Consider the following 22,118-nt stretch of genomic DNA (forward strand, 5'->3'; position numbering starts at 1 on the left):
TTACTCCGGCTTTGCGCAAGATGCCACTCACAAGCCTACGATACACCGATGCCGGAACATATTTCCCAATCTTAGGTAATAATTTTGTTAAAAGAATCACTCCGATTATAACCATCATTGCAACTCCTGCCCAGACTGCATGAGGTGCATTATTTCTAGTAATAAAATATGTAATTAAAGCCGCTGCCAGAGACACTCCACCGGAGATTTTATCGCTTTTTATCATATCTATCGCTGCTTTAGTCAAAATAATTCCGACTCCAGCCATCATACCATATGCAACATCCTCACCTATAAAATCTACAATCTTTGTCAGCAAACCAAAGGCTCCTATAAGTGCCATGACTGCTCCGCCTATAAAAATCATAGTGCATCTTTCTGACCGGTTCTTTCCGGCAGTACCTGCATATGTGATTGTTTCTGCCTGAAACGATATTGGAGCAACACTCTGAGTCACCGTATTTCCTATTGCACCGACAAAGAATGCTAATGCCGTAGGAACTGATGCAAAACCATAAGCTAATGCTAACAGACCTTGTGGCAGTCCATTCAAAACGACACCTATGATTGCTAATAAATCTGTTATGATATCATTCATTACTATCTATGAATTTCACTTTTGGGTTTTTAATCTTTTACAATATACTATTGAGCAGTGACCTTTAATTTTGCTTTTTCAATCGCTTTATTCTCATACATATGCTTATCTGCCTTATCAAATAAGGTTTTCATAGTACATTCTGAATAATCTTCTGAGAAAGCATATCCATATGCATAACTGACTTCTACCTTATGAACATTCTCATTGAAACGCTTTACTTCACTATGCACATCTGCTCGTGTCAAGTAAGAAACAAAAAAAAAATTAATTTTTTTTATCAATGGGGAACCTTTAGCAAGATTCCCCATGTTACTTCTTTATAATTTTGTTTTCTCGCTATTACTACTGATTATACCATCATCCAGCCTGAAAGTCATCAAAGTTCCATCTGATTTCAATATGCTCATTATCATACACCAACACATAATCAATGAGATATCTGATTACTTCTTCATCAAACTCATCCAACTTACTAAGCTTTGTTAGCTGTTCCTGCTTTGCATCAAGAAAGAGATCCTTTTGCATATCAAGTGTTTCCTGCTTCTCTGTAATCAGACTTTCTATCTCTGCGATTTTCTGCTTAACTTCTGCAGTCTTTTTTGCCATCTGATCACGAGTGATATTTGTTTTTGTATAATCATCGTATATCTCAAACTTTAGCTTTGCATAGTGTGCCTTTGACTTTTTAAGTGATTCGATTTCCCTTTCAAGATTATCTGGACAATTACCGCCATCAGTTTTCAACTCAAATTCCTGCAACTGAGCCAATGCCATATTTCTAGCAATGTCTAGAAGTGTCGCCTCAAGTTCTTCACCTCTAATACGTGACACATGACCGTTGTGGCATCTGTATGAGGATTTATTTCCGTATTTATAAAGTCCCTTACCACATATTCCACAGCGAATATACGATTTACGCCACTTTCCATTTGGTTTTCTCTTCGTCACTTCTCGTCTTGCTATCATCTTGTGAGCAAGCTTGAAGTCTTCCACAGAAACTAATGGTTCATGACAGTTTTCAACAATTATCCAGTCCTCTTTATCTCTCTGCACAACCTGATGACCGGTATCAATATTATCAGCCGTCTTGTTATTGATTACAGAACCAATATAGACTTCATTATATAAAATCTCCATTACTGTACTGGCACTCCACATGTGCTCACCAATATCCCTTTCATAACATCTCTTAACTCCAATCTTTTGGTAATACTCAAATATGCTATCATATCCATTATTATTCAGATAATTTGCAATCTCGGTGTATTTCATGCCTTTAATAGCCAGTTCAAATATCAGCTGGACAACAGGTGCTGTTACTGGGTCAGGCACTAACATATGCTTATCATCTTCACTTTTCTGGTATCCAAAAGGAGCAAATGCAGCAATGTACTTTCCCTGCTTAGCCAACACTGCCTTAGCGGCTCTTACCTTTTTTGATGCATCCTTACAATACAATGCATTCACAAGATTTTTCAGTGCAACACTCATACCTCCGGTTGAACCAAAGCTGTTAGCAGAATCGTAATTATCATTCACGCTGATATATCTTACCTGAAGAACCGGAAATATACATTCCATATAGTTACCAACTTCAAGATAATCTCGTCCGAGTCTGCTGTAGTCCTTCGTCACAATAACCTGAATCTTACCAGCCTTTACCAGATCCATCATTTTTACAAAATTAGGTCTGCTAAAGTCTGCTCCGGAATATCCATCATCTGAAAATTCCATTATGTTGCAGTCCTTTAGTTCAGGCAGTTTCTGGATATGATCAAGCATTAACTTTCGCTGATGGGAAATACTGTTACTTTCCTCATGAGCAGCCAAGTTGTCATCTTCATCTGATAATCTCATATAGAGAGCTATCGTCTTATCCATTGCTGCTCACCTCTCTTTCTTCTGCCACTTTAAGCAACTCCTTTAGGAAATCATCATACAAGAGCTTAACTTCTATATTGCCATCATAAAAAACAATTTCCGATACAAAAGCATCCACAAGCTCCTTTGTAAGTTTTCTTTTAGCCATATATTTATTGACAGTTTCTTCCCATCCTTCATCAATATGAAATTCTTTTTCATACAGACTTCTTCGATGAAGCAATTCAGTAATCTGCGCTTCAATCTCATTTACTCTGCTTTCATATTCTCTCTGATACTGGCACAGTTCTTCCGCAGTGATTAACTGTTCCCTATAATCTTCATACAAACCACTTTTGTTAGCGGTAATTCTTCTTACATCATTTTGAAGTTTTGCTATCTGCTTGGTATAAATATCATATTGAAGAACATTCTCTTTTCTGCTGTTCATCTTCTGAACAAACTTTGTTTTCTCAACACACAAACTCATATGCTGACGGATAACAGAAAAAACACTATCCATAACCTCAGAATAATCATAAGAGTACTTATTTTCACATAGCCTAGCTAATTTTCTACGGTTCTTACACTTATAATAGAACTTTTCTGAATAAGTGTGATGCCTGCCAATCAATACACTGCCTCCACAACAGGCGCATTTTGTTTTATATACCAGAATATTATCCGGCTTATTTGGAACATCAGCTTTAGGTTTTGATGCTTCTAAATGCTTCTTTTTGATATGCTCCATTCTCTCCCTTGTTTTGTAGAAAGTGTCCTTATCAATTATTGGTTCATGAACATTTTCTATTCGCTGCCATGTTGATGCATCTGTTTTAACATTCTTTCTCCCGGTATCAAGAGCCTTCCTTTGCTTTCCATGAACAATATTTCCAATGTAATATTCCCCTTGGAGTATCTCTTTTACATGCGAATAGTGCCATTCTCTTGCTTTTTCAGCAAGTTCAATCTTTCCTGACTTATAGAATCTGTATTTCGGAGGTGAAAGAATTCCTTCGTTTTGCAAAGTCTTTGCAATACCAGCATATCCCTTCCCATCCAAAAACATATTAAAAATTCTAACTACATTGTCAGATACCTCTTCATCAATCAAAAGCTTTCTTGAACCATCTGTAGCCCTGTAATATCCATATGGTGGCGTTCCCTCGCTGAAGCCGCCCTGTGCCCAAATACTATGCTTTCCGGTCTCTACTTTCTTTGAAAGGTCTTTGGAATAATATTCGTTCACAATATTCTTAAGCGGTACAGATAAATCAGTTCCCGGTCTTGCTGTATCAAAATCATCTGTGATAGCAATATATCTCACATCAAGAAAAGGAAATACCCTCTCAATGTAGTTGCCTGCTTCCACATAATTTCTCCCAAGTCTGCTAAGGTCACGGGTAATAACAGTATTAATCCTGCCAGCCCTTATATCCTGAATCATCCGGTCAAATTCTGGTCTTTCAAAAGTAGTTCCTGTCACCGATATATCGGCATAGACCTCAACCTCTACCATATCATCCTGCGAATTAATAAATTCCCTGATATATGCTATCTGTGTGTCTACAGTATCTCTTTCCTTATTCGCCTCTGATTCAAATGAAAGTCTCGCATAGATTCCAACCTGATATGGTTTTGCCTCCTTATCCATGCTTAAAACTGCTTTTGCCGTCAGATTGTCAGTCGGCTCTGCAACTGCAACCGGCATATTTTTTCTGCTCTTTCTTGCCATACTACACAGCCTCCTTTAATCTGATATTCAGTTTTCCTGTACTGTCCACCTCAACCGAATGCCCCTGACTTGCAATAACATTAAGACATTCTTTGTAGCAGTCATCAAAGTCAAACACTACTTCAATGTGGGTTTTATCAAATACCTTTATTTCACGGATAAGAGATACAACCACTTCCCTTGTAAGCTTCTCGATATTTTTATGTTCCGTAAAATAATCAAGCCATACAAAGCCTTTGCTCTTACGATTCAGCACATCTTCCATTTCCAATTCAATCTGGTGAATGGCAATCTCGGCACTCTTTTTCCTCTGCTCATATGCTGTATGAAGCTCTTTGTAATCTTCCTTTGAGATAATGCCATCCTTCATATCCTCATAAAGCATTCCTCTGAGGTCTGCACATCTGTCTACCTCTGCCTGTTTCTTTTCACGCCTTTCCTCAAGCTTTTTCATATCAAGCTGCTGAAACGGCACGTTGCCGATAAAAGAAAGAATTCTTTTAAGGTCAATCATGTTATCAATGTGTGTCTGTAAAAGCTCTAGCACCACTTCTTCCAACTTATCCGTGGAAATTCTGTGGGAACTGCACTGCTTTGAATCCTTATGGGTTGCACACAGATAATAGGCATAAGTTTTGCCACCCACTTTTGAAGTTTTTCTTACCATGGGAATCCCACAGCCGCCACAGGTAACTACCCCTGACAGCGGATAAACTTCCTCTCTGTCCGGTGATGTTCTTGTATCCATTGCAAGCAATCTCTGTACTACTTCAAAATCCCTGTCCGTGATAACCGGCTCATGGTTCTTTTCAATCCTTATCCATTCGCATTTTTCTTTGATTATGGTCTTTTTGACCTTGTGATTCGGTGTTGTCTGTTTTCCCTGTACGAGATTACCTATATAAACCTCATTTGTAAGGATTCTCCTTACCATGACTGAAGTCCACTCCGACTTTTCTTTTGTCTTAAAGCATGTCTGATAATTGCTTCCTGTGCTTGCTTTATACTCAGCCGGTGGAAGTATTCCTGATGAATTAAGTTCACATGCAATTGCATCCTGACTTTTTCCATGCAACTTCATTCTGAAAATATCTTTCACAACATTTGCTGCATATACATCAATTTCCAGTTTGTGCTTATCTTTATCATTCTTTTTGTATCCATATGGCACAAATGCCGTGATTACATCTCCCTGCTTTCTCTTAATTTCAAGATGTGAACGTATCTTAATTGAAATATCACGACAGTAAGCATCATTAATAAGATTTTTGAATGGAATAATAATCTCATCTGACTGCGACTTTGCCTCTCCGGAATCAATACCATCATTGATTGCAATAAATCTTACTCCCATAGCAGGGAATAATCGCTCAATATACATACCTGAATCTATATATTCTCTTCCGAATCTGCTCAGATCCTTAGTGACAACGCAATCAATTTTGCCTTTCTTAATATCTTCAAGCATCATCTGGAATGCCGGTCGCTCAAAATTAGAGCCGCTGAAACCATCATCAACATACTCCTGCACAACCTCAATATCATTTTTGTTTTCGAGAAAATCTCTAATCAGTGATTTCTGATTTGCGATACTGTTACTCTCAGTTTTTTCATGTGAAGCAACAGCGCCATCTTCCTTCGATAAACGAACATAGATGGCTGCATGATAGATCTTTTTGATCTGACTTATCTGACTCATATGCACATCCTCCTATTGTTGTTTAAGTTAGAAGATAACTTTTCAATAAGGTGATATGCACTAATTTAGAATTTTTATACCAAAAACATCATAGCACATATCACTTTGAAATTCCACCACAAATTTTCAGACATTCAAAAGCAGATTTTCAAATGCCTGTTCCATCGACAGTCCATTATTCGCAAAGCTTACCTTAATCATCATACTTCCACGACGCAGCATATATGGATTTCCCACCTGTTTTAAGAACTGTGCCTGCCTCTTACTCTGTGGCTGATTTTTATCTATTTTAATTTTTCTAATATCAGTCAGATCTTCTATTTTTACATTGTTAAAATCCACATCTAATAGTGCTCTGTATTCTTCTGCTGTCATAAAATCTATCCCCCTTTCAGTAAAAATGCCACCCATAGAATACAGGTGGCTATGTAACCCGGAGCAAATGCCCCGGTAATATTTAATTGTACTTTTCATATGCCCCAATCTGGATTTTTACACATTCAGTAATCTTATCAAGTAGTTCCGTATCTGAAATTGAAGCAACTACCCTCTCAATATGGACATTTACATCAATGGATACAATCTGCTCACATAATGCCATACTGTCAAATACCTCAAAATCTGTGTCAGTAACCTTTACCTTTGCAGCCGGTATTGGACAGTGGGTTGGCAGATATTTCTTTTTCCATGTTTTTGTGGACATGGCTACTGCTGTGACAACCGGTGAATACTGATTTGCCTTGTTATTTGAGATAATAATATAAGGTCTTGTATACTTCTGAATGCTCCCTTTACTTACTGACTCCAGATTTGCAATAACAATGTCGCCCCTGTTCAGTTTCATCTATGTCATTCCTCCTGTTCCCTGATATATTCTTCTGCCTCATCCTCTGTCGGACAGGCAACAATCCGTTTCCCATATTCATCAATCACTACTGTTTCGCCCGGAAATATAATCAGTTTTAATTTTCTATTTTCTTCTGTCATATCATTCATAAGAAATGAGAGCAGGTTCATAGCCCCTGCTCTCTGCATTAATACTGATTCCATGTTCCGCTGCAAGTGTCATTACAGCTTTAATCTCATTAAGTTCCATTGAAATGTCTACCACATCTCTTACTAGCACACAGATAATGACATCTCTTTCAATATAATATCTTAATCGTTCAACCGCTTTTTTATCTGTATTAAAAATTGTCTCAACAACTTTCATGCCGGACTTTTTTGCATATGCCTCGATACGGTCAGCTGTATCATTTGCATTATTCCTTACAAATATCAGACATTGCTTTTTTTCTCTGGAATCCTGCATATTGCCTCCTATCTGCCGTCCCTGATGTTATGATAGAACATTGATACCGTATCAAGCACCAGCCCTCTTATATCACTTTCCTGAACAGGCTCTTTGTACATCATCTCATAACACTCTTCAAGTTCTCCATTAATATCCTCCACATAGATATCATATTCGCTGAGTTTTCCAAGTGTATCAATAACGGTCTCATCTGTTGCACCAATCATATCCTTTGAAAGTGTTATGATTGTATTAACATCTTCCTCCATATTTAAACCGATAAAGGCATATTTCATCGGAAATGAAACTCCTTCTGTAGAAGCAGGCTCTGAAAGCATAGCTACAATTTCATAGCCATTATCCTTACAATACTTTTCAAGCAGCTCCGGCACAAAATGATCTGTAGCCTCTAATCCTGTTTTTGCACAATATATAATTGCTCTTTCCATCTTAAAATCTCCTTATAAATAATATTGATTTGATACTGTGCGCACTTTATCTCCTCACATAAGCTGACTTATCTGTACTCTCCACACCATCACACCTAAACATTTCTTTTCTGTCGGTGACCATAAATCAGTTTGTGTGGGAAGATAAAATACTATCTTCCCGGTTTCTTAACCATCCCCGTATCGGGTAACATATCCTTTGCCAGCCACAATCACTTCGTAGTTTCCTGCCCATCTGGACTTACGAAAGTAGCCACTCTCTGAAAATGCGTTTTGCTGAAATTCAGGTGCACTTATTATCTCATTACCTCCGGCTGCTAACCCGGTAGGCACAACCCTCTGCTCTTATCCTTAAAGGCTCCTGCTGTTACGTTTCTCATAATCGGCTACAGCTCTGAGGATAGTCATCGCACGAAATGGGATTCTGCCACCCTGTCATAGACAAGGCGATATAAGCTCGTGGGATATGCGTGTCCTATTCTGTTTTCAATATTCAACGGTTCTTTTCTCAGAACCTGAACAGAGTATAACTGACACCACGCATCTTCTACAGTAACCGACACTCTTTTGAACTAAGAGTAACACTCCCACCTGTTCCAAATCCTTATAAAAAAAGCCGGACTGCATCATCAAAAATGCAATCCGACTTTTTTATTCTGTCAGAAGTTTCATATTGTCAACGGCATTTAATACCATATTCCGGATAAACTGTACTTCCTTCTCCTCCAGACCAACCAGCAGATCATCGACTTCTGCCTTTCTTTCACACCCACACACAAGATAGTCCAACGTTATATGAAACAATTCAGCAATACTAATCAGCGTATCTATTTTTGCTCCATTTACACCAGCTTCAATTTTCCGCAGAGCATCCACTGACAATCCAATCTGCTCGGCAAGCTGCTGTCTTGTCATTCTTCTTGCCGCACGCAACTCTTTTATTCTTTCTCCACTATTAACAATATCGTAGTACACCTTCCACTCTTTTCCGGCACCTTATATATTTGCTTAAGCTGTATTCATTGTACCGTAAGTGAATCTTTTGTAAGAGTGACTAAACCAGCTATTTCAGGTGGAATATTGTACACCTTAATACCAAGAATATAAATATTTGCGGATTAAAAAAGAGATATTTCCAAACTCTCATTACATTTTGGAAATATCTCTTTACTTAATATCCTCATCCGGCACAAACTCCATGATGTCCTCTATCTTACAATCAAGTATGGAACATAATCTGTTTAGGATTACCGTTTTTACGACCATATTCTTTCGCAATCGCTGTAACTGTGCTTTATCTATTCCATAATCTTTAATTAGTGCATACTGGCTAATATTTTTCTTCTTGAGTGTGATCCATAACCTGTCATATACTATCATTACAAAGACCTCCTCCTTGTATTCTACGCAAGAGTGTCCTATAATGATATGGTGCGTGTATGCACCATACTGTATGTATATGATAGAATAGAAAATAGCCATAATCTGCATAGAAAACAGCTCTCAAGGTTATTATGTAATATAGAACGGATTATCTGTTTTACTTTTATGGTATTCAACCGGGACAATTCAAGCACCTGACAATTTGCCCGCAGATACCCTTTTCAGAAAGGATTCACAACAACACTATGAATGATAAAAACACATACTCTGTTGATAAATATTTGGAAATCATTGCCGAAAAAGAAGGAATCACAAAAGAAGAAGTCCAACAGGAAATTGGGCGGGCAGTTTCCATTGCTTTAAAAAGCCCTGATCCACAAATGCAACGCTTCTGGACAGACTTTCCATGTGAAAATGAAACTCCCACCATTGAAGAAATCATATACCATCTCGCTGAAAAATTTGCAAAAGAGTCATAGACAAAGGACAGGATAACTACCCGTCTATTCACTCAGATAATCTTCCTGTCCTCTTAATATTTGTTCAATCATATGTAATGCAAATTCTATTTCTCTTTCGTCACACCGATTCATCATAAATGCAAAACGCTCAATGTGTTTTTCTGGGTGCTGCTGGCTCATCAGAACCATAGGCGATGACTCCAATGCATGAACAATATTCAAATATGTATCAAGACTCATTGCCCTTCTGCCATTTTCAACACTTTTGATAGTATCCAATGATACATCCGCCCGTTCTGCAAGCTCTGCCTGCGTAATTCCAAGCCTTCTGCGTTCTTTTCTGATATTCTCTGCAATAATTTCGTATATGTGCTCTCTTTTCCCCATAGCTCCATCATCCTTTCTGACTTATCGCATTATATCAGAAATTATTATGGGTTTTGGTAAGCTGTAATCCTTTGACATTTTCGTGTAATACTTTGCATATTCCTTCTAAACACCAATCTACTTTTACACCGAAATTTAAAATTTCAGCAAAATGTATATAACAATATGAGAAAAGCCCGTGGCAGATCCACGAGCTTTATCTCCAGTTTGAAGCATGGATATGGATAGTTCCCTGCTTTTATTTAGTGTAACATACACCTTTACTTAGCTGCATGCGTAAAATCACAATGCGTAAATACGTCCATTGGTCACACTCTAGCTTCAAACATACTTTGGCTAACACCTTTCATCCACATATTCTGTGTTGCTCCATATCCTTTTTCCTGCCCTATATCATACAATCCACTGCTGTCAAAGCCTATTTTCAACACTAAATCATTTTCTTTCTTCCAGCCATTCTTAGCATATTCTAGCCATCTCTTAGAATAAAGTTCATACCCTGCACCATTTTTAGATTTTTCCTTAAACAATGCAAGTAAATCTGTACCATCCTCTGCAATAAAAGTACCATTTTTATATGTCGCATTGCGTGCATCATATCCAGTTGTCTCATACACTTCATGCCATAAAGAATATTGGTTTGCCTTTGTCATATTTGCCTGCGAATTAACAATTTCATTATCTGCATCATGCATACAAATCCACGCATGCGTCCAAATATTTTTTGCATTATCTCCTTCATTCAGCAATTTTTCTATCTGCGATAATGTATTTCTATCTGCATTTCCCGACACTGTTAGCTGATATGTATATGGGTCAATAGAAAATACCAGATCTGCCTGTTTTGATATTGATATCCCATTCTTTGAAAGTAGATTTGAAATCTGCTGATTTACAACACTTCTGGCATACTGTTTTTCCCTGTCAGTATTGCGTACATAACCAACACTTCTTGAACCACCTGTATATACATCCTTGTAATTCCTTAATGCATAATCATACCGTGCAAATCCACCCAAAGGTTTTCCTCCGGATTGTAACATTCTTTTCTCCGTACGGTAAGCTATGGAACGCTGGTCTTCTGTCATATATGAGCAAAAATTAGGTGAAGTCACATCACAATATTTCGATATGACATACGCCATTGGATCGGAATGTGACATATTTTCTTTGTACACTTTATCATAATGCTCCTGCATAACTTTTTGTACGAAACGGTCTTCCTCTGTAAGTCCATCATATTGATATCCTACCGTTGTACCAGCGCTGGAATTATTGGGCAGGTTGTTTAAATCCCTGCCCGCTGGAATGTTATTATAATAGTCAGAATTATTTACAGTAACCATACTATACCACCTACCTTATATAAGTCTTATAATCTGTATCATGTAAATCATACTGAAACCCTATCGTTAGCTTAACATTTCTCATTGTTGACTTAGCTGTAGCAAGAGCATTATATTTGAAACTCCATTTCTGCTTAACAGGTATCCCATCATCGACATCAATGTTATAGTGCCCACTACTTGCACTGGATACCGTTGAAGTATACCAAATACTATTACTTGCAGGCATAATCATATGATGCACATTACCCTGACTAGGAGACTGTGTTCCAGAAGATGAAATACTTGTAACTATAGCTTTGTTAGGAATTTTTGTATCATTAGTCAAATTCACCGATATGACAGATGAATCTACACCAGACATACTAATACTGCTATTTCCCTTATTAGATGCTGTACCAGAAATTGAAACACTTACTGATGATGTCTTTATTCTGTCATAGGCTGACAATGAAAAATAGATACTTTTGTTTATATCTACGCTGCCTCTATGTAGAACTAAGTAATAATTTCTTGTAGATGTTGAATCATTGTCACAGTCTAAATATATATCTGGTGTAATACTGTCTGCATTATAAACATCCTGAGGTGTAAACTGAGGTGTACCCATTGTAATTCCTACCCCATTTTGTACTTCGAACCATTCACCTGCATATCCATCTTCGTATGATGCTCTTAAATAAATGTGTTCGCCCGGACTTAATGTAAACTCCAACCAAGACTCCGTTTGTCCGCTCTCTAAAATAACAGTCGCATAATTTGAATTTATTGATGACCATCTGCCATAATTGTAAGCTGTTGATCTTGTATTGTTACCTGTAATAGATGTTGCTGCTTGTACATCAATTGCATTTATATTTAGTATACCTAAACATAGTGCAACGACTGCCAACATTCCGATAAATCTTTTTAAACTTTTTTTCATTTTATTTTCCACCTTTCTTCATTATCCGGAGTTCTTCCGACTATGTCACCTGTTAGATTTCTCTCAGCCTCAATATGATATATAATTACTATTTTTATTTGTAAATCATAGTACTAACATCATCAAATCTTAATACTCATCAATAACTGCGACAACTGCTCTCTATTAGGCTGAATCATTGTATATTTCTCCTTAAATGAGGTAATTGCACCATACATCTTCTTTCCTAAGTTTTCAGTAATCTCATCCTTTCCTCTGTTTTTTTGCTCCTCAATGTAAGTCGATGCCAAAGTTGATCTTGCGGTAATTTTTGAAATTTTATTCATTTCTTCACCAATAATTCCACGGGCATGCTGATTTGTTGTCTCCATTGTCACAAAGTCATCCACTGTTTTTTTATATGCAACATCTAAATTGCTTAACTCTTCATCCTTTGTAAGCTTATGAGTTCCATTTTCATCTGTGACATATATTTCCCTTGTGCCGGATTCATATCCTTGAACAATTTCATCATACAACTCTGCATATGCTGCAACATAACCATTTGCTCTGTCTGTAGTGCTTAAAGCATTTTGCCCAGCATTAGCAGCATCTTTATTCAATTCTGCTGCTTTCTTTGAAATCTCATAACCATAATCTACATCACTGATTTTTCCACTTTTTAACAGTTCTCTCCTCTGAAGTACATCATCATAGGTTTCCTGCCCGTTCTGCTGTATATGTTTGCGATAATGCTCCATTCCATCATTAGAAATAGAAAGCTTTACGGATTGTTCCATCGTATGTTTTTCATTTGCCTGCTTATTTTCTTTCTGAACTTTAGCATCATTTTTTTCTATTATGGGATTCATATTATTCATATAACTAGATATTTTCATATTTACACCTCAATTTCCATATTTATATAATGTCATAGAAGGATAACGTCTGGTAAATGTCAAGGAATTTGATCCCACTGCATAATCATAATAATAATTAAAACTTTCTATATCTATTAACTTACCTGTTGATGGATCAATAATAACTGTTACAGCCTTAAAATCCTGCCACAAATTATTCTCTTTATATGCGCCTGTGCATCTGCAATGAACGCTGTAAAAGTTACTGTCAGAGTAAAATGTCAATTCTAAAGCTGCTCTACTCCCTACATTCATAGCTGGTCTTGTCGACTTCATATAATATATGGCTGCTGGTGCAAGTGCATCATCACCCAAATACGCATAAACATCATCCCTATCCTTTATAGATATGTTATATGACTGTGAACCGCCAGAATTAGAACTGCTATTTGAATATGAATAGCTTATATCAATAGGGTTTCCATTTACATAATATACAGAACCAGAACTATTAGTTTGAAATACAATTCCCGCTTCTTGACATATTCCAATCACTTTTGCTGAACTATCAGACGATAGTTCATGTACTTTTGTGAAATTAACTGTATATTCAGACGTCGCAGAATACATATTATTCTTGCTTAATACCGCAAAATAATATACCCCCGGCATAATTAATACTTTATCATCTTCATTTCCAACCTGATATATTGCGGCATTACTTCCTGACTTTCCTGCATACACAAGTGAATAGTCGTCTGTTGTTGATATAGAGTATTTCATAATATATCCTTTTGTAACAGATACTTTATAATAGTCTATATCAAGCGGGCTATCTAATACACCAACAGCACTTGAGCCTATTGAGATGTTTGTTGCGGTTGATAATGTATCATTCACTTCATAACCAGCATCCTTTGCACTATTAAAAAATGCAAACGCAAAATTTCCTGTACCCTCATATCCGCCTGCTGCAAAATAATATATGCCCGGTTCCAAGACATCTGCATAGTGTTCAGATACTCCTAAGCCTTCAGTAGCACTTCCTCCAACTAAATTCAAAGAATATGTTTCTGTATCTAGGGAAAACATATATAAATCAGCGTCCAGTGTTTCAGCCATCTGTAAAAAGACCGTCACCTTGCTTTTTTCTGTAATTTCAAATCTATACCACCGAAATTCTTTTTCATTTTCTATACTTCCCTGATATGCATTATTATTCTCAACAAGATATGCATAATTAGGATCTGCATTAGATACATCATCATTTTCACTATAAGGCATAATACTAGATAATGATAATTCCGTTCCCGTATAGTTTCTTTCCTCAACATTCAGCTCTGTTTCGGGAATTTCAGTTGCAGGAACCTCTTCATCTGATATTTGCAGAAATTCCATCTGTCCATCATTTTCAGATATAATATTTTCTGGTGTTGACTGCAATGTTTCCGCACTGACACTTATTCCATTTGAACATGAAATCATTACTGCCAATGCTAAAATTCCTGATAAAATTTTTTTCTTCATAAATTAACTTCACCTTTCCTTTTATATCAGTTGTTCATTCCATATTTTCTTAATTTTCATATGCTCTGCATTTTGTCTGAATTTTTCCACACAAATTCAGTAGTGCAGCAACTATCATACCGTTTAATAACCACTGGCATACTTCAATATGAATTTTGTGTGATATAATAATTGCCATATCTGCCAATACTAAAATTATTAACGCCTGTTTTCTAAATTTTTTCTGTTCCTCTTGGTCTAATGTTCGATTTTCATTTTCTATTGGAGCAAATGCAAATATAATTGCATTTGCCCCAAATGTAGTTACAGTACATAACCATAGTGGAAAAATGATTTTATCCAATAAACATACCGCAACAACTATGGAACATGAAAATAAATAGCATCCACTCCTTGTTCTCGCATGAAAGCCGCCCGATTTTCTACGCAATGGTATTAACACCATTGCAGTTACAATCATGGGTATTATCATTCGCATAGCAAAACCAATTACTATGTATGACAAGTAATGTACCACCTCTAACAATAAGCATTCTAAGCCAAAGCGATATACATCTTCCTCATTTTCATCCAGAAGTCCTTTTGTCCTCATGCAAGATAGAACATTTTTCAGCAATTTGTCCATAGGAAAATACTATTTTCTTTCTTTCAGTTCTTTTACTTTCTGTGGCATTTTAGGCTGATAGCCAATAAACAGGCACGCTGAATTTGCCTCTTTCTCTGCGTTTGCATATGCTGCTTTTGCAAGTAATTTCAATGCTACATCATTAAGTTTTTTCATGCTTGAAAACCTCCTTATTTTTTCTTTTTCTATCGACAAGCATCTTATAAAATTTTACCTTTTTTGCACCAAGTACGATTTTTTTGCACGAAGTAAGACTTTTCACTTATTAAAAAGCAAAAATGTTGATGAATATAATATCATCTGTTCTGTTGCTTCATATATTTTTATTGATAAACATATTGATATTACGAGCGATCGCATTCATATTGTAAAAAAAATAGCACCTAAACCGCAAATGGATTAGATGCATATAATTTTTTCTATTATTTTATTTACTTATCTACAATTTTAATTTTCTGTTACTGCTTTAAATCCGAAAATTGCTTACCTACTTAAATAAGTCTATCATTACCTCTTACATGATTTTCCTCGATATCTTTCAGACTTTTCTGTATACTTTCAAAGTATTATCCTATCGGGGCACCATTTTAAGATTTCTGATTGTCAACAGACCTTTTTCTCCATCAATATATGTACTATTGAAAAATACAACAAAACAAACCTGCGATATTTTTTTCCACGCAGTTGAATCTCTTGTTGTAGAAGGAATCCATATTCGGAAATGTTCTTCCTCGCAGCTAACCTGTAATGTTCTATCAATTACCTTATTTCGTATATCATCTTTTATTTCCAATTGAAAAGCTCTTATATCGCCACTACTTGCCGCATCAAATTCAAAAAAATATCCTGCTTCAAAAAAAGCTGACCAGTTATCACATGGAGCATATTCAAATAATGCCATTGCAAATTCCTGATTTTCTATTTTATTTACATTGATTATGTCAATATCCATTTCAAAACTGTCTTTATGTGTTCTTATTTTCATAATATTTGAATCAGTATAAGAACTAACCTGTTTTATATCATAAAACTTAGTATAATCGTAAATTAAATCAACTTCTTTTCTCTGTGATATAGAATCGTCAAATCTTGTATGCTCATTCACACGATTTACTTCATTTGCAAGTTCCGTTGTAAGATAGCGTGTAAGGTGCATACTGACATAATCATTAAATTCCTCATCAGAAGCATAAACAACATATATTCCTCTGTCCTTGTATTTCTCCTTAAATGCCTGTATCTTTGTCTCCGCTTCCATATCAATTTCACTTTTTCGTACTGGCTTATCAGAAAAATATACAAATACCTGTTTTCCCTTCTGTATCATCAATTCAATTTCTTCTATTGTTCCTGATTCATAATGTTGTGTAGGACTTCCTATTCTATTACCAAATATAGCAATAATTGCATCCGATTTATCTAAAATCTGTTTATTGATAATGCTTTGTGGATAATTTCCCGCTTCTGGCATAACATTCTTTGACCAATACAGCGTTTTTACAAAAATATCCATAGAAATACCTATAGAATCATTTATGTTATCCACAACTCTATTTATAATCTCTACCTCTGTTTTTACATCAGAAGGACACGAAATCATCAGTCTGCATACCGGCATCTTCTTAAACATAACTTTCCCCCTTTGCTTTTTATTTAGTATAACAAACCAATGTAATTATTTCCATAATTATCTATCAAGTGACATTTTTCTTAATAATAAACACTTGTCATTGAAATGAATCCTATTTGCCGCTTTTTTGAATCCATACAATATAATACTTTATAAAAACATACAAAAAAGTCCTCCTGTACCGAACTTACTGTTCCTTTCAAGAGGACTTTATTTATGGCATATACTTCATTTCTTATTTAACAGCACCATTGATTCTTAATTATAATACACAGTCAGTCCTACTGTAACCGTTGATACAGGATATATGTTTCCATGAGTTGTTGTTCCTGAATTCACAATATATATCTGCCATGTACCTGACGGATTTTCTCCATTAAAATCGTCTAAATACCATATTTTACTAGATGTCGGACCTGTATAAGAATGCCAACTTCCATTTGGACTCTTTATCCAAAGGGTATATGGATCAGTTCCACTCGAAACATTGATTGCCAATTTAACCTGTGTGATTGAAGCATCTGATCCAATTATACTACCAGATGACAAACTGCTGGTTGTTGATTTTCCTCCATTAATAGCATTCAGCTTAGTAGTTGTCTTACTATAAAAACTTGAAGCTGCAAATACTGGTGTTACAAAAAGCAAACAAACCATCATACTTACAACAACTGCCATAAACGTTTTTCTTGAAACCGTCTTTTTAGCTTTTTCTGATATTCTCATATTAGCAACCTCCTTCAAAAATGAAATATATGCCACATAAAAAACATACTATATTTTTATATCTACTGATTTCTTGCCACTCTCAACAGACTCTCTGGTAATGCCATCCAATGCACCAGCCGGTATTGGTTTCCCAGCTTTCCATGTAGGATCAGCGGCTTTTGCTGCTTCTGCAAATGCCTGTCTGTATTGATGTTCATATTGTTCCATTGTCCAGCCTGCTGATAAGCGGTCATCTTTATCCATTTTTCTATATAAATTGTTATATACGCTCTCTCTTTTGGTAGTATCACCATTTAAAGTACCGTTTTCATTTAAGAATTCTTTCTTTGCCAGTTCAAACATTTCTTCCCGGCTGCTCTCTGGAATAGAAATGATATGTTTATAACTGTTTCTGTTCTCATCCGTTACAGCAAGTCCTGTTAATCCGGTATTCGGATCAATCCAGTCTCCGTTTTTGTCATACTGGCTCATCAGGTTCTTAATTGCCTGAACATTTGTAAACATTGCACCGTTTCCATTCTTCATCATCTCACTCAGTGCTGCTTTATACTTTTTACTGTTTGTGTCAATCCCTGCTGCTTTTAATTGTTTTTGTACAGAACTGCTGTTCATTTTGGACAACTGAATATTGTTGACCAAATTTGTTTTTGATGTTCCAAATGTTGTTTGAAATAAAAAACCGTAGTCCGTAATTCTTGACATAAGCGAAACCTCCCATCATTAAATTTTTTATATGTATCATCCACTTTATTTTTTTCTATCGACACACCCCTTCTGATATTTTACCTTTTCTGCACCAAGTACGATTTTTTTGCACGAAGTAAGACTCTTTACAAAAAAATAGCCAAAAATGCTCTTTTATGAATTAAGGAATAACTCAGCAGCAAATTTATTTCCATCATTCTTCAATGTTAAATCTCCATCATATTTTTTTATACTGCTCTGAACATTCAGCAATCCTATTCCACCATTTTTTCCTTTATTTGATACTGGAAAACCATTTCTCCACTTTACTTCATTACAATTATTTTCAATGCTGACAACTATCATCTTATGATATGAACCAATCTTAATGCAAATATATTTCTCGCCTTTCAGCTTTTCTGTTGCTTCAATCGCATTATCTAATAAATTTCCAAAAATAGTTGTAATGTCGATTGGTTCAATGAAATTCAAATTCACATTATCTACCTTTATTGTTACTGAAATCCCCTTTTCTCTCATAACAGATTCTTTATCTGTAAGAAGTATATTCAAGATCGGATTTTCTGTGTATTGAACCGGAATAAGCGGCTTCAACAACTCTCTGATCTTTGTTGCATATTCTCCTGCCGTTTTTTCCTGCTCTGCACCATATAACCCTTCGATTGCTTTAATATGCTTATTTACATCATGTAATATCTGAATGGTTTGATCATACTTTTTTGCCTGGGTCAAATAGTATTCGTATTGTACCTTTGCCTGCTGCTCTAATGCGATCAACTGCTTTTCGTAATAGTTCTTTTCATCTGCCATTTTTACAAAATATAAAAGGTATAAATCTGCCAGAACAATACATCCCATGTTGACTGCACACAAATAATTTTCTTCTCCATTTTTAAAATTCTCTACAATTACACTCATGTTAATCAGACTGTATAGAAGTATAATTCCATACATGATGTACCGTGTCTTTGAATAAGGGACATCACTTTTTTTCACAAACCTGTTTATGAATGTGTAATACAAAAAAATAAGTATCACCTTTGAAAATGTTACCTCAAGGCAATAAAGCATCGTTTCATTCACATTTTTTATATCTGCGGCTTGCAAAATGCATTGTAAAAGAATCACTCCCAATGATTCACAGACAGACATACAAAATACTAATGCTTCACATTCAATAATACGTCTTAAGGGTTTATCTATATCCTCATAATACAGAACATATACTATAATCCCCGTCAAAACGCCCCAGACTACTAGATTTAATATGGAATGATTGAGCATATTTATACAGAATGTAAATATTACTGTGGTAGTCTCAATCACAATATATACATATCTATTTCGACTACTCTTTTTATACTTTCCATTCATAAACTGAAATAATATCGTACTTATTATAAAACATGAAAGTGCATTACATAATACCAGTAAAATCGTATTCATTTTTCCTCCTATGAATTTCTCTGCAAAAATTTATTTACTTCTTCTCTAAAATCGTTGCTTCTCCTTTGTGCAATCTGAAGTTCTTTTCCATTATCCATATAAATAATAAAGCCCTTTATTTTTTCAATATGCCTTAAATTAACCAGATTTCCTCTACAATTCACAACAAAATCATATGGTTGCAGTTCTTCAACCAGTTTTTCAAAGATACAATCATACTCATATGTAATATCAGACAATGCTATCAGTACTTTTCTGGATCTTTTTATGTATTCAAAATATAAAATATCCCTCAGTTTCAGTTTGATCGACAGATACTCTTTTCCATTGCTGTCAGTCACTTTATAAAAATTCTTTTCTACTATGGCATCCGGCAGTTGATTCAGAAGTTCCAATATCTGCAATTCCAGTTTATCATATTCCAATGGTTTACATAGAAATGAAAATGCATGAACTTCGTTAATGACCTGCATACAATATTCTTCATAACTGGTAATATACACTAATTTCACATCTGGAAATTTTTCTTTCAATTTTCTCCCCAGTTTAATACCATTCAGTTCTTCCATCGAAATATCTAAAATTCCGATATCAATACGACTGATATTTTCAAGCATTTGATTTGCAGACATAAATTTCTCTATATGATAAGCAATCTTTTGACTTGTAAAAATCTTATGCAGCATATTCACTGCACACTCAAGATCTGCTATATCGTCATCACAAACAGCAATTTCCAGCATATTACTCACCTTCTTCCTATCTTCCTACTATATCGGTAATTTTTATTTTTCCATTAAATAAATATAAAGTACTCTGCATATTATCTAAATAGGCTCTAAATAAATATCATATATATAGAAAATGTGCCATCATCTTGACGGCACATTTCCTATATTTTCCCCCCAAATTATATTGCTACAGTATAGAATACCATTGTCTGTCCATACTATCAGCTTCATACTGATATGTAATCAACTGATTCATGTCTTTTAAACCCGCCATTTCTATTAGGTTCTATCATTATATTATAGTTTTCATATTTTTATAGTATCCTGCATTATCCATAACACTATTATTGCCAGATGTACCCACAGTACTTACCTCAGAGTCCGAAATATTATACCCTGCCTTAAATGCAAGAATATCCTCCAATCCATATTGATTTTTATAATCCGTCAGCATATAGATATTATCTCGTATTTCCTCATATTTCGCATTGGCTTCCTGGGAGTTCATTATTTTACACATTTTCTCTGGAAGTCCGGTAATCTTCCCATTGTCATCTACGTTTATATCGTCAAATGAATACTGTCCATTTGTTGCTTTCTGAATGAACTGTTCCACTTCATAGTAAGCATTTACTAATCTATATTGTGTGTTAGAAATATCTGCTGTCTGAATATATTTTTCCCACATATCATCAGCAAAATTTTCCGATATCATATTTTTTATCTGTTCTTTGTTTTCTTCTGTAATGTCCCCGTTAATCGTAATAGTTCCAGATACATCTATTTCAATTTTCCATGATGTATCTGGCAGTTCAATTCCTTTTTCATTTGCTATTCTTTCTATTTCTGCATAAAAATCGTTTTTTATATAATTCGACTTCTCTGCTCTCTCATAATCAGATAAATTGGCAAATATTTTCACATATGCCATTTCCGACACACTTAACTGCTCCCCCTTTTTCATCTTATTTAATAATTCTTCTACACTATCCGTTCCCGAATATTTTTCATCTTCCGGCAACGCTTCAAATTGCATCTGATGTAATTTGTCAATTTCGCTTTGATATGTTTTTTCATATTTCTGCTTTATTGCATTTTTTTCTTCTGAATTATCTGCATTTGCTATTTCTTGTGAGTGCTGCACATTACTACTTGAAGTATCCCTGTTTTTCGTTTCCGTAATTTTTATTCTATAGGAACCTTCCCCGGAATCCGATGTCATATTGGAATTTTCTACTCTGATCACATAATCTGATGTAACGCAGTCCCAATTAGGTACCGTAAGCTGTTTATTACCATGTCCATCATCTGTCGCTATTCCAATCTGATTGCCATATAAATCGTACAATACTAAATTATATGCCTGACTATTCTTGCTTTCCAATGAAATCGTTATCTCTGAAGATATACCCATTTTAGAGTAAAAACTTTTTTGCGGATAAGAAAAAGAATAGTAATCTACATCATATTTTGAATCGATTGTTCCCTCTAAATAACTTTCATTATTATGCAACAATGTTCCTATATCATATGTACTGTAATAGCGATCTACCTGATCATCGTATTTCGTATGCTGATGATAACTATCATTCTTATTTGTTTTGGCATTTTCTATTAACACCGTTTGCTCATTTAATTCTTTCATCGGCGATTTAAAACTTTTTGCTGCATTTCCTGTCTCATATATTTTACTATCTACTATTCCGCCACCTATATAATGTACATAGTGTCCCATCTTATCGTCAC

The 22,118-nt window shown here is 35.3% G+C and carries 26 protein-coding genes; 1 reads left to right on the forward strand and 25 read right to left on the reverse strand.

Going from position 1 to position 22,118, the window contains the following annotated elements; genetic code table 11:
- From DXA60_RS15380 to DXA60_RS15430, 12 genes are all read right to left on the reverse strand, one after another.
- A partial coding sequence (locus DXA60_RS15380) for a SulP family inorganic anion transporter (RefSeq protein WP_199536239.1) occupies nt 1–598 on the reverse strand: 598 nt, incomplete at its 3' end.
- A 47-nt stretch (nt 599–645) separates the two neighbouring features.
- Nucleotides 646–909 carry a hypothetical protein gene (locus DXA60_RS15385; protein ID WP_117922230.1) on the reverse strand — a complete coding sequence of 88 codons (264 nt, stop codon included), beginning with the start codon at nt 907–909 and terminating at the stop codon, nt 646–648.
- A 49-nt stretch (nt 910–958) separates the two neighbouring features.
- A complete protein-coding gene (locus tag DXA60_RS15390) occupies nt 959–2,482 on the reverse strand; it encodes a recombinase family protein (protein WP_007889590.1) in 1,524 nt (507 codons plus the stop codon).
- Complete coding sequence (locus DXA60_RS15395; RefSeq protein ID WP_117922231.1) at nt 2,475–4,196, reverse strand: recombinase family protein; 1,722 nt, start codon at nt 4,194–4,196, stop codon at nt 2,475–2,477. Before DXA60_RS15395 ends, DXA60_RS15390 begins: the two co-directional genes overlap by 8 nt.
- A 1-nt stretch (nt 4,197) precedes the next feature.
- Nucleotides 4,198–5,895, reverse strand: coding sequence for a recombinase family protein (locus DXA60_RS15400; RefSeq protein ID WP_007889587.1), 1,698 nt, complete (start codon nt 5,893–5,895; stop codon nt 4,198–4,200).
- A 126-nt stretch (nt 5,896–6,021) separates the two neighbouring features.
- The gene (locus DXA60_RS15405; RefSeq protein WP_021923722.1) at nt 6,022–6,270 is read right to left on the reverse strand and encodes a DUF6870 family protein; all 249 of its coding nucleotides are present in this window, start codon (nt 6,268–6,270) and stop codon (nt 6,022–6,024) included.
- Between the two features lie 82 nt (nt 6,271–6,352).
- Entirely contained in the window at nt 6,353–6,739 is a 387-nt protein-coding gene (locus DXA60_RS15410) for a type II toxin-antitoxin system PemK/MazF family toxin (RefSeq protein ID WP_007889583.1), read from the reverse strand.
- 5 nt (nt 6,740–6,744) lie between these two features.
- Nucleotides 6,745–6,912 carry a hypothetical protein gene (locus DXA60_RS18705; RefSeq protein WP_156337705.1) on the reverse strand — a complete coding sequence of 56 codons (168 nt, stop codon included), beginning with the start codon at nt 6,910–6,912 and terminating at the stop codon, nt 6,745–6,747.
- Complete coding sequence (locus tag DXA60_RS15415) at nt 6,884–7,207, reverse strand: hypothetical protein (protein ID WP_055225167.1); 324 nt, start codon at nt 7,205–7,207, stop codon at nt 6,884–6,886. The genes DXA60_RS18705 and DXA60_RS15415 overlap by 29 nt, the downstream gene beginning before the upstream one ends.
- Nucleotides 7,208–7,215: 8 nt before the next feature.
- Nucleotides 7,216–7,638, reverse strand: coding sequence for a phosphoglycerate mutase (locus DXA60_RS15420; protein WP_117922232.1), 423 nt, complete (start codon nt 7,636–7,638; stop codon nt 7,216–7,218).
- A 651-nt stretch (nt 7,639–8,289) separates the two neighbouring features.
- Entirely contained in the window at nt 8,290–8,613 is a 324-nt protein-coding gene (locus DXA60_RS15425) for a helix-turn-helix domain-containing protein (RefSeq protein ID WP_055261542.1), read from the reverse strand.
- Nucleotides 8,614–8,805: 192 nt separating this feature from the next.
- Entirely contained in the window at nt 8,806–9,018 is a 213-nt protein-coding gene (locus tag DXA60_RS15430) for a helix-turn-helix domain-containing protein (protein WP_014081251.1), read from the reverse strand.
- A 248-nt stretch (nt 9,019–9,266) separates the two neighbouring features.
- On the opposite strand from DXA60_RS15430, the gene DXA60_RS15435 reads away from it, so the two are divergent.
- On the forward strand, nt 9,267–9,500 hold the full coding sequence (locus DXA60_RS15435) for a hypothetical protein (protein ID WP_015521443.1): 234 nt from the start codon (nt 9,267–9,269) through the stop codon (nt 9,498–9,500).
- A gap of 24 nt (nt 9,501–9,524) precedes the next feature.
- On the opposite strand, the gene DXA60_RS15440 is transcribed toward DXA60_RS15435, so the two are convergent.
- From DXA60_RS15440 to DXA60_RS15505, 13 genes are all read right to left on the reverse strand, one after another.
- On the reverse strand, nt 9,525–9,869 hold the full coding sequence (locus tag DXA60_RS15440) for a helix-turn-helix domain-containing protein (protein WP_005602826.1): 345 nt from the start codon (nt 9,867–9,869) through the stop codon (nt 9,525–9,527).
- A 308-nt stretch (nt 9,870–10,177) separates the two neighbouring features.
- Entirely contained in the window at nt 10,178–11,215 is a 1,038-nt protein-coding gene (locus DXA60_RS15445; protein ID WP_117922233.1) for a DUF4885 family protein, read from the reverse strand.
- A gap of 10 nt (nt 11,216–11,225) precedes the next feature.
- On the reverse strand, nt 11,226–12,140 hold the full coding sequence (locus DXA60_RS15450; protein WP_243006916.1) for a hypothetical protein: 915 nt from the start codon (nt 12,138–12,140) through the stop codon (nt 11,226–11,228).
- A 122-nt stretch (nt 12,141–12,262) separates the two neighbouring features.
- Nucleotides 12,263–13,018, reverse strand: a complete 756-nt coding sequence (locus DXA60_RS15455; protein ID WP_117922234.1) for a hypothetical protein — start codon at nt 13,016–13,018, stop codon at nt 12,263–12,265.
- Nucleotides 13,019–13,027: 9 nt separating this feature from the next.
- On the reverse strand, nt 13,028–14,506 hold the full coding sequence (locus DXA60_RS15460) for a hypothetical protein (RefSeq protein WP_117922235.1): 1,479 nt from the start codon (nt 14,504–14,506) through the stop codon (nt 13,028–13,030).
- Between the two features lie 49 nt (nt 14,507–14,555).
- On the reverse strand, nt 14,556–15,131 hold the full coding sequence (locus DXA60_RS15465) for an accessory gene regulator ArgB-like protein (RefSeq protein WP_306755602.1): 576 nt from the start codon (nt 15,129–15,131) through the stop codon (nt 14,556–14,558).
- A 9-nt stretch (nt 15,132–15,140) separates the two neighbouring features.
- Entirely contained in the window at nt 15,141–15,287 is a 147-nt protein-coding gene (locus DXA60_RS15470; protein WP_006859576.1) for a cyclic lactone autoinducer peptide, read from the reverse strand.
- Between the two features lie 415 nt (nt 15,288–15,702).
- A complete protein-coding gene (locus tag DXA60_RS15480; protein ID WP_007887187.1) occupies nt 15,703–16,761 on the reverse strand; it encodes a hypothetical protein in 1,059 nt (352 codons plus the stop codon).
- A gap of 258 nt (nt 16,762–17,019) precedes the next feature.
- Nucleotides 17,020–17,487, reverse strand: a complete 468-nt coding sequence (locus tag DXA60_RS15485) for a hypothetical protein (protein ID WP_044927809.1) — start codon at nt 17,485–17,487, stop codon at nt 17,020–17,022.
- 48 nt (nt 17,488–17,535) lie between these two features.
- Nucleotides 17,536–18,192, reverse strand: coding sequence for a DUF3879 family protein (locus DXA60_RS15490; RefSeq protein WP_117833134.1), 657 nt, complete (start codon nt 18,190–18,192; stop codon nt 17,536–17,538).
- 156 nt (nt 18,193–18,348) lie between these two features.
- Entirely contained in the window at nt 18,349–19,641 is a 1,293-nt protein-coding gene (locus DXA60_RS15495) for an ATP-binding protein (protein ID WP_055264418.1), read from the reverse strand.
- Between the two features lie 8 nt (nt 19,642–19,649).
- Entirely contained in the window at nt 19,650–20,384 is a 735-nt protein-coding gene (locus DXA60_RS15500) for a LytR/AlgR family response regulator transcription factor (protein ID WP_117922237.1), read from the reverse strand.
- A gap of 280 nt (nt 20,385–20,664) precedes the next feature.
- Complete coding sequence (locus DXA60_RS15505; protein ID WP_015517468.1) at nt 20,665–22,107, reverse strand: hypothetical protein; 1,443 nt, start codon at nt 22,105–22,107, stop codon at nt 20,665–20,667.
- Between the last annotated feature and the right edge of the window lie 11 nt (nt 22,108–22,118).

The sequence above is a fragment of the Roseburia sp. OF03-24 genome (assembly GCF_003463035.1).
Lineage (GTDB): Bacteria > Bacillota > Clostridia > Lachnospirales > Lachnospiraceae > Roseburia > Roseburia rectibacter.

Excerpts from the sequence above, each read along its gene's own strand:
- DXA60_RS15480 (WP_007887187.1), bottom strand. The coding sequence starts at position 16,761 with ATGTTTAAGAAGATGCCGGTATGCAGACTGATGATTTCGTGTCCTTCT.
- DXA60_RS15395 (WP_117922231.1), bottom strand. The coding sequence starts at position 4,196 with ATGGCAAGAAAGAGCAGAAAAAATATGCCGGTTGCAGTTGCAGAGCCG.
- DXA60_RS15445 (WP_117922233.1), bottom strand. The coding sequence starts at position 11,215 with ATGGTTACTGTAAATAATTCTGACTATTATAATAACATTCCAGCGGGC.
- DXA60_RS15470 (WP_006859576.1), bottom strand. The coding sequence starts at position 15,287 with ATGAAAAAACTTAATGATGTAGCATTGAAATTACTTGCAAAAGCAGCA.
- DXA60_RS15390 (WP_007889590.1), bottom strand. The coding sequence starts at position 2,482 with ATGGATAAGACGATAGCTCTCTATATGAGATTATCAGATGAAGATGAC.
- DXA60_RS15455 (WP_117922234.1), bottom strand. The coding sequence starts at position 13,018 with ATGAAAATATCTAGTTATATGAATAATATGAATCCCATAATAGAAAAA.
- DXA60_RS15400 (WP_007889587.1), bottom strand. The coding sequence starts at position 5,895 with ATGAGTCAGATAAGTCAGATCAAAAAGATCTATCATGCAGCCATCTAT.
- DXA60_RS15415 (WP_055225167.1), bottom strand. The coding sequence starts at position 7,207 with ATGCAGGATTCCAGAGAAAAAAAGCAATGTCTGATATTTGTAAGGAAT.
- DXA60_RS15430 (WP_014081251.1), bottom strand. The coding sequence starts at position 9,018 with ATGATAGTATATGACAGGTTATGGATCACACTCAAGAAGAAAAATATT.
- DXA60_RS15420 (WP_117922232.1), bottom strand. The coding sequence starts at position 7,638 with ATGGAAAGAGCAATTATATATTGTGCAAAAACAGGATTAGAGGCTACA.
- DXA60_RS15505 (WP_015517468.1), bottom strand. The coding sequence starts at position 22,107 with ATGGGACACTATGTACATTATATAGGTGGCGGAATAGTAGATAGTAAA.
- DXA60_RS15385 (WP_117922230.1), bottom strand. The coding sequence starts at position 909 with ATGGGGAATCTTGCTAAAGGTTCCCCATTGATAAAAAAAATTAATTTT.
- DXA60_RS15465 (WP_306755602.1), bottom strand. The coding sequence starts at position 15,131 with ATGGACAAATTGCTGAAAAATGTTCTATCTTGCATGAGGACAAAAGGA.
- DXA60_RS15490 (WP_117833134.1), bottom strand. The coding sequence starts at position 18,192 with ATGTCAAGAATTACGGACTACGGTTTTTTATTTCAAACAACATTTGGA.
- DXA60_RS15410 (WP_007889583.1), bottom strand. The coding sequence starts at position 6,739 with ATGAAACTGAACAGGGGCGACATTGTTATTGCAAATCTGGAGTCAGTA.
- DXA60_RS15440 (WP_005602826.1), bottom strand. The coding sequence starts at position 9,869 with ATGGGGAAAAGAGAGCACATATACGAAATTATTGCAGAGAATATCAGA.
- DXA60_RS15460 (WP_117922235.1), bottom strand. The coding sequence starts at position 14,506 with ATGAAGAAAAAAATTTTATCAGGAATTTTAGCATTGGCAGTAATGATT.
- DXA60_RS15485 (WP_044927809.1), bottom strand. The coding sequence starts at position 17,487 with ATGAGAATATCAGAAAAAGCTAAAAAGACGGTTTCAAGAAAAACGTTT.
- DXA60_RS15500 (WP_117922237.1), bottom strand. The coding sequence starts at position 20,384 with ATGCTGGAAATTGCTGTTTGTGATGACGATATAGCAGATCTTGAGTGT.
- DXA60_RS15495 (WP_055264418.1), bottom strand. The coding sequence starts at position 19,641 with ATGAATACGATTTTACTGGTATTATGTAATGCACTTTCATGTTTTATA.
- DXA60_RS15435 (WP_015521443.1), top strand. The coding sequence starts at position 9,267 with ATGAATGATAAAAACACATACTCTGTTGATAAATATTTGGAAATCATT.
- DXA60_RS15405 (WP_021923722.1), bottom strand. The coding sequence starts at position 6,270 with ATGACAGCAGAAGAATACAGAGCACTATTAGATGTGGATTTTAACAAT.
- DXA60_RS18705 (WP_156337705.1), bottom strand. The coding sequence starts at position 6,912 with ATGAACCTGCTCTCATTTCTTATGAATGATATGACAGAAGAAAATAGA.
- DXA60_RS15450 (WP_243006916.1), bottom strand. The coding sequence starts at position 12,140 with ATGAAAAAAAGTTTAAAAAGATTTATCGGAATGTTGGCAGTCGTTGCA.